The sequence below is a fragment of the Caballeronia arvi genome (assembly GCF_001544695.2).
GTDB classification, from domain to species: Bacteria; Pseudomonadota; Gammaproteobacteria; order Burkholderiales; family Burkholderiaceae; genus Caballeronia; species Caballeronia arvi.
Map to the genome: position 1 here is coordinate 241,723 of NZ_FCOM02000008.1, position 9,077 is coordinate 250,799.

The 9,077-nt window shown below is 63.8% G+C and carries 10 protein-coding genes; 6 read left to right on the forward strand and 4 right to left on the reverse strand.

The annotated features are described in order from the left end of the window. Positions 1-10: 10 nt before the first annotated feature. Positions 11-1,312, reverse strand: coding sequence for an aspartate aminotransferase family protein (locus AWB74_RS12715; protein ID WP_061147111.1), 1,302 nt, complete (start codon positions 1,310-1,312; stop codon positions 11-13). A gap of 74 nt (positions 1,313-1,386) precedes the next feature. Here AWB74_RS12715 and AWB74_RS12720 point away from each other — a divergent pair, with 74 nt between their 5' ends. From AWB74_RS12720 to AWB74_RS12735, 4 genes are all read left to right on the forward strand, one after another. Beyond that, entirely contained in the window at positions 1,387-2,268 is an 882-nt protein-coding gene (locus AWB74_RS12720) for a LysR family transcriptional regulator (RefSeq protein WP_061147112.1), read from the forward strand. Positions 2,269-2,276: 8 nt separating this feature from the next. Continuing rightward, complete coding sequence (locus AWB74_RS12725; protein ID WP_061127041.1) at positions 2,277-2,765, forward strand: helix-turn-helix domain-containing protein; 489 nt, start codon at positions 2,277-2,279, stop codon at positions 2,763-2,765. Beyond that, entirely contained in the window at positions 2,762-3,169 is a 408-nt protein-coding gene (locus AWB74_RS12730; protein ID WP_061127040.1) for a VOC family protein, read from the forward strand. The genes AWB74_RS12725 and AWB74_RS12730 overlap by 4 nt, the downstream gene beginning before the upstream one ends. Before the next feature lie 62 nt (positions 3,170-3,231). Next, positions 3,232-3,708, forward strand: a complete 477-nt coding sequence (locus tag AWB74_RS12735) for an SLATT domain-containing protein (RefSeq protein ID WP_061147113.1) — start codon at positions 3,232-3,234, stop codon at positions 3,706-3,708. Between the two features lie 4 nt (positions 3,709-3,712). Here the strand turns inward: AWB74_RS12735 and AWB74_RS12740 are convergent, their stop codons facing one another. Continuing rightward, positions 3,713-4,756 carry a GlxA family transcriptional regulator gene (locus AWB74_RS12740; protein WP_061147114.1) on the reverse strand — a complete coding sequence of 348 codons (1,044 nt, stop codon included), beginning with the start codon at positions 4,754-4,756 and terminating at the stop codon, positions 3,713-3,715. A 217-nt stretch (positions 4,757-4,973) separates the two neighbouring features. Here AWB74_RS12740 and AWB74_RS12745 point away from each other — a divergent pair, with 217 nt between their 5' ends. Beyond that, the gene (locus AWB74_RS12745; RefSeq protein ID WP_061147134.1) at positions 4,974-5,939 is read left to right on the forward strand and encodes a homocysteine S-methyltransferase family protein; all 966 of its coding nucleotides are present in this window, start codon (positions 4,974-4,976) and stop codon (positions 5,937-5,939) included. A 9-nt stretch (positions 5,940-5,948) separates the two neighbouring features. Here AWB74_RS12745 and AWB74_RS12750 read toward each other — a convergent pair whose 3' ends face one another. Both AWB74_RS12750 and AWB74_RS12755 read right to left on the reverse strand, forming a co-directional pair. Next, positions 5,949-6,794: a bile acid:sodium symporter family protein gene (locus AWB74_RS12750; protein WP_061147115.1), complete on the reverse strand. Its 846-nt coding sequence runs from the start codon at positions 6,792-6,794 to the stop codon at positions 5,949-5,951. A gap of 4 nt (positions 6,795-6,798) precedes the next feature. Next, entirely contained in the window at positions 6,799-7,200 is a 402-nt protein-coding gene (locus tag AWB74_RS12755) for a YidH family protein (protein WP_143749213.1), read from the reverse strand. Between the two features lie 326 nt (positions 7,201-7,526). Here AWB74_RS12755 and AWB74_RS12760 point away from each other — a divergent pair, with 326 nt between their 5' ends. Continuing rightward, the gene (locus tag AWB74_RS12760) at positions 7,527-8,963 is read left to right on the forward strand and encodes an anaerobic sulfatase maturase (RefSeq protein ID WP_061147135.1); all 1,437 of its coding nucleotides are present in this window, start codon (positions 7,527-7,529) and stop codon (positions 8,961-8,963) included. Positions 8,964-9,077 lie beyond the last annotated feature (114 nt).

Here is a 9,077-nt window from a genome sequence, read left to right on the forward strand (position 1 = left end):
ACGTCTACGTCTACAGCGATCGCTCGATCGCCTTGCCGAGCAAGTCGAGCCCGAGATCGATCTCTTCCTCGCTCACGGTCAGCGGCGGCGCGATGCGGAACACGCCGCCCATGCCCGGCAATTGCACGATGTTCATGCTCAGGCCCAGATTCATGCACTCGCGCGTGATCTTGGCGCCGAGACCGTCGGCGGGTTCTTTCGTGCGGCGATCCCTGACGATTTCCACGCCCAGCAGCAAGCCGCGTCCGCGTATGTCGCCGATGCAGTCGAAGCGCTCCATCAGATCGAGCAGGCCGCGTCTCAGGCGCGCGCTCATCACGTTCGCGCGTGCGACGAGTCCGTCGCGCTCGACCACATCCAGCACGCGCAAGCCCACGGCGGCGGGCAGCGGATCGGAGACGTGCGTCGTATAGAACAGATAGCCGAGTTCGTGCGCTTTCTCTTCGATCTCCGCCGACGTGACGACCGCCGCGAGCGGCAAGCCCGCGCCGAGCGTCTTGGACAGCGTGAGGATGTCGGGCGTGACGTTATCGCGCTGGCACGCGAACATCGTTCCCGTGCGGCCGATGCCGGTCTGCGCTTCGTCGAGAATCAGCAGCATGCCGCGCTCTTCGCACTTGCGCTTCAACGCCGCCATGTAGCCTTCCGGCAGTTCGATGATGCCGCCCGAGCTCAGGATCGGCTCCGCGATGAACGCGGCGAGATTGCCGCTCGACTGGCGATCGATGAGATCGAACGCGTAATCCAGTTCCGCGAGCCAGTCGTACTGCCCGTTGCGCTCGAAGCGCGCGCGATACGCGAACGGCGCGGGAATCGCGAACGATCCGACCGCCGCGGGGCCCACGCCCTTGCGCCCGGCGCTGTACGTCGCGGACGCGGCGTGGCCCGTCATGCCGTGCCACGACTGCGCGAAGCCGACCACTTCGTAACGCCCGGTGACGAGCTTCGCCATGCGGATCGCGGCCTCGTTCGACTCCGCGCCGGTGCTGAGCAAAAGCGCGCGATCGAGTCCGGCGGGCGTGATATCGGCGAGACGCGTGGCGAGATCGACCACGGGACGCGACAGCATGCCGCTGAAGAGATGGTCCAGCTTGCCGGCATATTCGCTGATGACCGAGACGATGTCCGGATGGCTGTGGCCGAGCACGGCGCTCATTTGCCCCGACGTGAAATCGAGGATCGCGCGGCCGTCGGCGTCATAGACGAAGCTGCCCTGCGCGCGCTCGATGATCATCGGCTCGAACGTGCCGCCGTAGCGGATGAGATGCTGTCTGGCGTTGCGCCAGAAAGTTGCGTCGTTGTTCAGGGACACCGTGCTTCTCCTGGCGATGATGAGGAATTTGCAGTGTAGACGGCGCTCCGGTTTAATAGAATCGAATAGTTCTAATGCGAGCCAGAAGCGGAGCTAATACCTTGAGCCTTTCGCTTGAAATCGAACTGTTGCGTTCGTTCGCCGTGATCGCGGAAGCGCGGGCGTTGAGCCGCGCCGCCGAGCGCATCGGCCGCACGCAATCTGCGCTCAGCCAGCAGATGAAGCGGCTGGAAGACATCGTCGATCAGCCGCTCTTTCAGCGCACCGGCCGCGGCGTCGTGCTGACGAATCCCGGCGAGCGCCTGCTGATCCACGCGCAGCGCATCCTGCGTCTGCACGACGAGGCGATGGCCGATCTGTGCGGCAAAGGATTGTCCGGCAGCATCCGCTTCGGCTGTCCCGATGACTACGCCGCCGTCTTTCTTCCGGCTCTGCTGCGGCAGTTTTCGAGCCAGCATCCGCATGCGTTGGTGGAAGTCGTGTGCGGCCCGACGCCGCGGCTCGCCGAGCAACTGAAGAAACGCGCGCTCGATCTCGCGATGATCTCGCTCCCCGAAGGCACCGCCGATGACATCATCCGGCGCGAGCAGCTCGTCTGGGTCGGCGGTCCGGGCATGGATTCCGCGCATTACGATCCGCTGCCGCTCGCGCTCTCCGATCCCGACACGCTCGACCACATCGCCGCGTGCGACGCGTTGCAGCTCGCGGGCAGGGCGTACCGCATCGCGTATGCGAGCAGCAGTCTCGCCGGTCTCACGGCGCTGGTCCGGTCGGGGCAGGCGTTCGCGGTGATTACGCAGACGGCCGTGCCCGCCGATCTCTGCGTGCTGAACGCCGATGCCGCACTGCCCGCGTTGCCGCGCGTCGGGATATCGCTGAAATTTTCGCGGGAGCGTCCGTCGCTGTTGACGACGGCGTTCGCCGAGCACATCCGGCTGACGCTGCCTTTGCTCTGATTACGCCAATGAACGACGTCCTCGAAGATCCCGCCTTGCTGCGCCGGCTTTTGCGCGCGAAAGACCGCATGGACGCGTCATCGCACGAAGACTGGCCCGTCAAGCGCCTGGCAGAGGTCAGCGGCGTTTCCGAAGCCCATTTCGCGCGCTCGTTCAAACGCGCGTTCGGCCTTCCGCCGCATCGCTATTTGCTGACGCGGCGCATCGAGCAGGCCGTCACGCTCTTGCGCGACACCGATCTCGCCATCACGGATATCGCTTTCGTCACCGGCTGGGAAAGCCTCGGCACCTTCGGCCGCATCTTTCGCGACATCACGGGCCGCAGTCCGAGTGCGATGCGCGCCGAATCGCGCGCCGCCGTGCCCGCGCTCGATCGCGTGCCCGCGTGCGTGCTGAAGGCCGCGCAGCGCCCCGATCTCACGATCGCAGTTTTGGAGAAGCGGCGGCGCGTCGCAAAAGCTAAAGTGCGGCCATCATCAACCAAGGAGGTCACATGAACCAGGGCATCAATGTGGTGGGCGTGTATGTCGACGATCAGGACGAAGCGCTCGCGTTTTATGTCGACAAGCTCGGATTTCGCGTCCACACGGACGTGCGCAACGGCACGTATCGATGGCTCACCGTGCAGCATCCGGATCAGCCGTCGTTCCAGCTCGGGCTGTTCGCGCCCGGCGCGCCGATTCACGACGACGCCACCGCGCAAACGCTGCGCGCGATGGTCGCGAAGGGCGCGATGCCGCCGCTCGTGCTGTCGGTCGCGGACTGCCGCGCGGATTATGAGCGGCTGAAAGCGCGCGGCGTCGAATTCACGCAGGAGCCGGTCGAGCGCTACGGCAGCGTGGATGCGGGGTTTCGCGACCCCGCCGGCAATGGCTGGAAAATGATTCAGGCGGCGCGGTGACCGGGACATGAACTGTCCGTTTTCGTAAGCATCATAAGGTCTGTTCTTAAAATGCTTAAGACATGACCGCTACACCCACTACCTTCGAACCGTCTCGCGACATGCAATCGCTCGTGCTGGAGTGGATCCGGCGCGCGCGCGAATCGCAGATCCGCCACTACACGATGGCGGACCGCCTCACGGCCTGCGGCAGACGGCTCGGGCTTGCCGTCATCGGCATCACGGCGGCCACGGGCACGTCGGCGTTTCTGTCGCTCGTCGCGACGGCGGTGTCGCCCGATGTGCGCGTCGTCATCGGCATGACGAGCATGAGCGCCGCCGTGCTCGCCTCGTTGCAGACGTTCCTGCGCTACAGCGAGCGCGCCGAGCTGCATCGCCGGGCGGGCGCGCAGTATGGCGCCGTGCGGCGGCGGCTCGAAGCGATCCACGCCGCCGATCCCTGCGTGCACGACCCGCGCGTGATCGACGCCGTGCGCGACGAGCTGGATCACATCGCGCAGAACGCGCCGCATCTGCCGCGCAGGGTGGCGCGTGCGTGACGGTTCATGCCGTTGGCGCTTCGGCGCAGCGGATCGCATTGCGCATCGCGCCGAAGCGCCGCCGATACTGCGCCGGCGTAAGGCTCACGTTGCGCCGGAACAGGCGGCTGAAGAATCCCGCGTCTTCGTAGCCGACTTCATTTGCGATGGCCTCGATCGGCTGACTGTCGGTTTCGAGCATCTGCTTGGCTTCTTCCAGCCGCAGCGTATGCACGTAGGCGAGCGGCGACATGCCCGTCGCCTGCTGGAAGCGCCGCTTGAACGAGCGCTCGGGCAGGCCGCTCAGCTGCATCATCGCGCTGACGGGCGAGGACTGCGCATAGTGCTCGGCGATCCACGACTGACAGCGCGCGATGACCGCGTCTTCCGCCTGCCGCGTGCGGGCGAGGCGCGCGAACGGCTGCTGGCCGACGTCGTGCCAGTCGATCAGATTGATGCGCGCCGTCTGCATCGCCGTCTCGATGCCCGCGAGCCGCGCGATCAGATACAGCGCGAGGTCGAGCCACGACGTGCCGCCGCCCGCCATGATGAGCCGCTCGCCGTCGCCCGATGCGACCAGCGCCCGATGCGCGCGCACTTTAACCGAAGGATAGCGCCGCGCCATGAAATCGCAGTAGGCCCAGTGCGTGGTCGCGTCGAGGCCGTCGAGCAAGCCCGCCTCCGCGAGCAGGATCGCGCCCGAGCACGCCGTCGCGACGATCTTGCCTTGCGCATGGCAGCGCCTGAGGCAGGCGATTTCATCGTCGAAGCGGCCCGCGAGCGGCTCGCCGGGCGGCACCAGCAGCTCGGGCACGCAGATGACCTCGGCGTCGGCGCAGGCATCGAGCGCCGCATCCGCCGTGATCCGCACGTTGTTGCCCGCGACGAACGAGCCGCCATGACGCGACACGACGACCGGCGCGATCGGCGCGCGCCCCGGCGTGCCTTCGACGATGAGACCCCAGTCGCGTCCCGCCGACATGAACATGTCGTACATGCCATACACCACCGACGCCGACGTCTCCGGCAGCGCGAGGATGCAGATCCGCACGGGTGATCGGTCGTTCATGGCCGTTTTGTCCGGTAAGTTGCCGAAATGGCTTTGGCGCGCGACGGGCGCCGGCCGTATCGTGGCTCCGTCGCAATGTTATTAAAGTGTAAGGAAGGCGTTCGCGCCAGCGCGCATAGCAGGAACGGGCCTGTGGGCGCGCGTGTAGTAGCGCCTCCTTTCATTGGACATTGCCGACTCGATTCCCTGATGTGGACTTCGTTGACGGAGCATGACCATGAGCCAGTACCGCACTCACCTTCCCCAGCTCGATGACGCGCTTTTCATTTCGGACGGCGGCATCGAGACCACGCTGATTTTTCATGAAGGCATCGAGCTGCCTTGCTTCGCCGCGTTCGATCTGCTGAAGGACGACGCGGGCGCCGCGCGTCTCGAAGCGTATTTCCGGCGCTACGCGAGTCTCGCGCGAAGCGAGGGCGTCGGTCTCGTGCTCGAAGCGCCGACCTGGCGCGCGAGTGCGGACTGGGGCCGCAAGCTCGGTTATTCCGATGCCGCGCTCGCCCGTGCCAACCGCCAGGCGATCGATCTGCTCGTGCGGGTGCGCGACGAATTCGAAACGCCTGAGACGAAGATCGTGATCAGCGGGTGCCTGGGGCCGCGCGGCGACGGTTATCGGATCGACTCACGCATGACGCGCGACGAGGCGCGCGCGTATCACCAGCCGCAGATCGACACGCTCGCATCGACCGAGGCCGATATGATCGCCGCCTTCACGATGACGTATCCGGAGGAAGGCATCGGCGTGATCGATGCGGCGCGGGCGCGCGGCATGCCCGTCGCGATTTCGTACACGCTGGAGACGGACGGACGCCTGCCTTCCGGCGATGCGCTGCGCGACGTCATCGAGCGCGCCGATGCGCAAACCGGCGCGTATGCCGCGTACTACATGATCAATTGCGCGCATCCATCGCATTTCGAAAGCGTGCTCGGCGACGGCGGCGCGTGGCGCGAGCGCATTCGCGGCATCCGCGCGAACGCATCGCGGCGCAGTCATGCCGAACTCGACGATTCCCCCGATCTCGACGACGGCAATCCCGACGAACTCGGCGCGCAATATCGGGCGTTGAACGCATTCCTGCCGCGCATGAACGTGGTGGGCGGATGCTGCGGCACGGATCATCGGCATGTCGGCGCGATCTGCAACGCGATGAAGGGCGCGCGAGGGCAGTACGCGCGCGCGTGAAGCGACACGTCAGGCGGCGGGCGCGACGGCTGCGCTGCGCCGCCGCCAGCTTAGATAGACGCTCGAAACGAAGAACGCGGTGACGAAGTAGGCGACCACGAGCACCAGTGTTCTCACCCCGACGAACTCGCCCGCGACGATCAACGCAATGCCGACATGCCGCATCGCGCTGGCGATCGCCAGCGCCGTGCGGTTGTCCGGGTCGGGTCCGCCAAGAAGATGACCAATGAACATGGCGATGACCATCAGCATCGCAAGCGAAAGCACGCCTTGCCAGCTCAGCCCCACGAGGTGCTCTCTGTGAACGACCAGCAGGACGATGCCGGCGACCGCGAGCACGATCCAGGCGATCTTCATGATCCGGCCCGACAGCCGTTCGGACGCGACCGGAAAAAAGAAACGAAGCGCCATGCCGAGCATGATCGGCAGAAGAATGGTCTTGGCAATGTCCAGCACGACAGTGCGTATCGATAGTTTCACTTCGACGTCGAAGTACGCGCTCAGTAACGCTGTCCACACAGGCACGGCGACGATCGCGACGAGCGAAGACGTGATCAGCAAACTGAAAATGAAGTGCTCGCCATGCCGCTTCTTCAGCCTGTTTGGAAGCAACGGAGCGCCCGCGGACACTGCGAGCGTCAGCATCGCCGCCTTCACGCCTCGCTCGATGGGCATGATCAGCGCGAGGCCGAACGCGACCAGCGGAACGAGCACATACATTGCGGCAAGCGAGCGAAGCAACAGCCCGGGCCGTCGCCATATATAGGTCAGTTCGGAAAACGAAGTGCCCGCGCCGACGCATGCGATCAGCACGGCAATGGAGAGCTTGAGGAGGATCAACAGGATTTCAGTCACGATCTCAGAGCAACCGTATGACGATGCTCAGAAAGAGGAAGCTACCGGAAAGGGCCATGACCAATGCGACGAAGAAGGTCGGCCGGCGCACGCTGACGGACTGATACGCGCGCAGGCTGACGATGAATCGCCAGTACTCGATCGTTCCCATGACCATCGCGACCGTGCCCATTCCGGTCAGAAACAGGCCGATGGTTCGAGGACTGTGCGGATGCGCCAGATGAACGCCCGCTTCCCTGAATCCTTCGAGCAGCTTGTAGATCGTGAAGCCGAAGCTGATCATCGAGAGCGCGGTGCGCGTCCATGCCATCAGGGTGCGATCGGCCGCCATCAGCGTGCGTGTCGTGGCGAGGTCGGTTCGGTCCTCGGCGAGCTGGTTCGCCGTGCGCGCTTCCACGTTAGCCACACCAACCTCCGTGTGATTTGCCGGGCCGGGGATAAAGGCGCTCGCATGCGTCAAAGCTAATCTAGTTCATGCGACGCACGATTGCGAGCAGCGCGCATGTCGAAAACGCGGTCATCTCACGTATCGGGATTCATCGACGCGATACTTATGTACGTGCTTCCGTGGACGTCGCCGACTGCAAGTTTCGCGCGATGCGTTCGATTCAAAACCGCTAAATTGCGTTTGCTTTCCGCACACAAGCTGCCTTAAATACGAATCACGCCTGTTCTGCGACTTCTGCTTCCGAATTCCTTCCGGCACGCTGACAATCAAGGGGTGTTATGGCGATGGAAGCCACGCTGCGGTCATGTGCTTCGCCATCGAGTCATGACGATCCCAGGCTGGCCGAAAGCCGGCCGCCGGACGCGCCGCCGCGCTTCCATTTGCTCGCCAAGCCTAGCGGCTCGACCTGCAACATCGACTGCAAGTATTGCTTTTTCCTGTCGAAAGAGGCGCTGTATCCGAACGAAAAGCATCGGATGTCTCCGGCGACGCTCGAAACCTACATTCGCCAGTTGCTGGAATCGCATCGCACGCCCGAGGTCACCGTGGCGTGGCAAGGCGGCGAGCCCACGCTCATGAAGGTCGAGTTCTTCAGGCACGCGGTCGAATTCGTCGACAAGCACCGCAGGCCCGGACAGGTCGTGAAACATACCTTTCAGACCAACGGCATTCTTCTCGACGACGAATGGTGCGAATTCTTTAAAGCACATGACTTTCTCGTGGGCCTGAGTGTCGATGGCCCGCGTGAGCTTCACGACACCTTTCGCGTCGATCGCCGTGCGCAGGGCACTTTCGATCTCGTCATGAACGGTTGGAAGCAATTGCGCAAGCATGGCGTCGAGTTCAACATCCTGTGCACGGTCAATTCCGCGAATCAGCAGCATGGCCGCTCGGTGTATCGCTTCTTTCGCGATGAACTCGGCGCGAAGTGGATTCAATTCATTCCCATCATCGAGCGCGCAACGCAACAGACGATTCAACTGGCGAATCGCGGCTGGAGCGAGCAGGCGGGCCACAAGCGCGTGCTGTATACGCAGACCGGCAATCTCGTCACCGATCGTTCGGTCGGCGCGAAGCAGTATGGTCTCTTTCTCATGGATGTCTTCGAGGAATGGCTGCGCCACGACGTCGGCCGCGTCTTCGTGCAATTGTTCGATGTGACGCTGGAGGCTTTGTTCGGCCGCCATTTGTTATGCATTCACGCGCCGACCTGCGGCCTCGGGCCCGCGCTCGAATACAACGGAGATCTTTATTCGTGCGATCACTTCGTCGAGCCGGGATATCGCCTCGGCAATATCCACGAAACGCACATGCTGAAACTCTTGGCGTCGCCCGAACAACGCAAGTTCGGACTCGACAAGCGCGATTCGCTGACAGCCCAGTGCAGAAGCTGCGAAGTGAAGATGCTGTGCAACGGCGGATGCCCGAAGGATCGTTTCGCGCTTTCACGGGACGGCGAAGCAGGGCATAACTATCTATGCGCCGGTCTCGAGTTGTTCTTTACGCAGTCGCGCCACGCGATGGAAACGATGGCAAAACTCTATCGCGATGGCCGGCCGCCATCTGACGTCATGGCGATAACAGCCAGCGAAGATAAACGGCGCGGTCCCTATGCGCCTTGTCCGTGCGGCAGTGGCAGGAAGTTCAAATTCTGCCACGGCGATAACGCGCCGCGTCGTTCGTTCCACCCAGGGAGCAGTGAAGAGCGGCGCACCTCGTGACGGGGCGTGACGCCCAATGACGTCGATGGCCGTTACAGCTCACAGAGCAGGAACCGGCGAGCGACATTCTGGCTCGGTTCGGTGATTGATGCACCTTCTTCGCCCGGTCTGGCG